The organism is Micromonospora sp. NPDC005324 (genome assembly GCF_040607155.1).
In the GTDB taxonomy this organism is placed as follows: domain Bacteria; phylum Actinomycetota; class Actinomycetes; order Mycobacteriales; family Micromonosporaceae; genus Micromonospora; species Micromonospora trifolii.
This window is the reverse complement of the sequence record NZ_JBEXGE010000123.1, coordinates 1-1407: the sequence shown is the minus strand read 5'-3', so window position 1 is coordinate 1407 and position 1407 is coordinate 1. Positions and strand designations below refer to the sequence as shown.

At 66.2% G+C, this 1407-nt stretch carries 2 protein-coding genes; both read right to left on the bottom strand.

The features are described 5' to 3' along the window. Positions 1-18: 18 nt before the first annotated feature. A complete protein-coding gene (locus ABZS40_RS36685; protein WP_354949337.1) occupies positions 19-426 on the bottom strand; it encodes a hypothetical protein in 408 nt (135 codons plus the stop codon). Beyond that, positions 423-1259 (bottom strand): IS5 family transposase, encoded by an 837-nt coding sequence (locus ABZS40_RS36680; protein WP_354949335.1) that lies wholly within the window; start codon positions 1257-1259, stop codon positions 423-425. The genes ABZS40_RS36685 and ABZS40_RS36680 overlap by 4 nt, the downstream gene beginning before the upstream one ends. Positions 1260-1407: the final 148 nt, after the last annotated feature.

Here is a 1407-nt window from a genome sequence, read left to right as displayed (position 1 = left end):
AGAGGGTGGTTCGGAGTGTTAGGTCCGTTTCTGGGCGAGGGTGAATACTCCGGGCTCGTCTTCGGTGAGGACCTGGCGGTTGACCATGCGTTTCAGCTTCGCGCGGGTGCCTTCGACGTTCTTCGGTGAGGGCTCGACGCCGAGGGCGAGGCAGATGCCCTTGGCGCGCATGCCGGCGGGCTCGGCACCAAGGACAGCCAGGATCTGCTGGTAGGGGGCGCTGGCGATTGTCGGGTCGTCGGCGGTGAACTCGGCGGCGGCGAGAGTGCGCAGGGTGGTGCGGGTGGTTGCCAGGTCGGCCAGTTCGCTGTCGAGGCGGGCGAGTTCGCCGGTCAACGTGGTGATCTGCTCGCGTAGCCGGTCGGCGTCCTGGCGTGTGGTGGTTTCGCGGTCGGCGATCAGGTCGAGGACCGTGGGAAGGTTCACCGGTGCCGCCAGGAGGGTGTGCTGGTCCCGGTCAGCCGCCGCACGATGTTCGCCGTCGACGCCCACAGGGTTCGGGACACCGAGGACTCTGGTCGGCTTTCGTACTCGCGCGCGAGACGGCGGTGCAGCATCAACGTGCCGTTGACCTGCTCCACGATCCACCGCTTGCGAATCGGCACGAACCCGGGCTTGGTGTCGGAGCGTTTGACGACCTCGACGTCGATACCCAGGACGGCGCCGTGCAGCGCCACATCCTGCTTGAACCCGGCGTCGACCCAAGCGCGGCTCACCGTCGGGGTGTGCGCGACGACCTTGTCGAGCAGCCGGATGCCGATGGCGTTGTCGGTGACCGACGCCGCGGTCACCACGACCGCGATGACCAGCCCCAACGCGTCCACGGCCAGGCCTCGCTTACGCCCCGACACCTTCTTCGCCGCGTCTTTGCCGGTCGTGGCGGCCGGGATGTGGTTCGCCGCCCTGATCGACTGGGTGTCCAACACGACAGCGCTCGGATCCTCCCGACGGCCGACCTTTTCCCGGGCCTGGCAGCGCAGCAGATCGTGGATCACCTGGTCGGTGCCGTCGTCACGCCACAGGGCGAAGTAGTAGTAGGTGGCCGACTTCGGCGGCAGGTCGTGCGGCAGGTACGCCCACTGACAACCCGTCCGGTTCTGGTAGAAGATCGCGTTCACGATCTCCCGCAGGTCGTAGTCGCCTGGCTGGCCCGACACCGAGACCGCGACCCGCTTGGCCTTCCACGCCTGCAGAAACGGTCCGATCAGCTCCCACTGCTCGTCGGTGACATCGCTGGGATACGGCTTTCGATCACCCATGACCGGGCTAACGCCCCATCCGCCTGACGGTCACGACCAGAACTCACATTCAACCCATCGACCTGTCGCTATCCATAGCGAACCTATCGGAAAGCCACCAACCAGACGCAACGCATAGATCAGATCAAGTTACTGCGGACCGCCCTCT

Excerpts from the sequence above, each read along its gene's own strand:
- ABZS40_RS36680 (WP_354949335.1), bottom strand. The coding sequence starts at position 1,259 with ATGGGTGATCGAAAGCCGTATCCCAGCGATGTCACCGACGAGCAGTGG.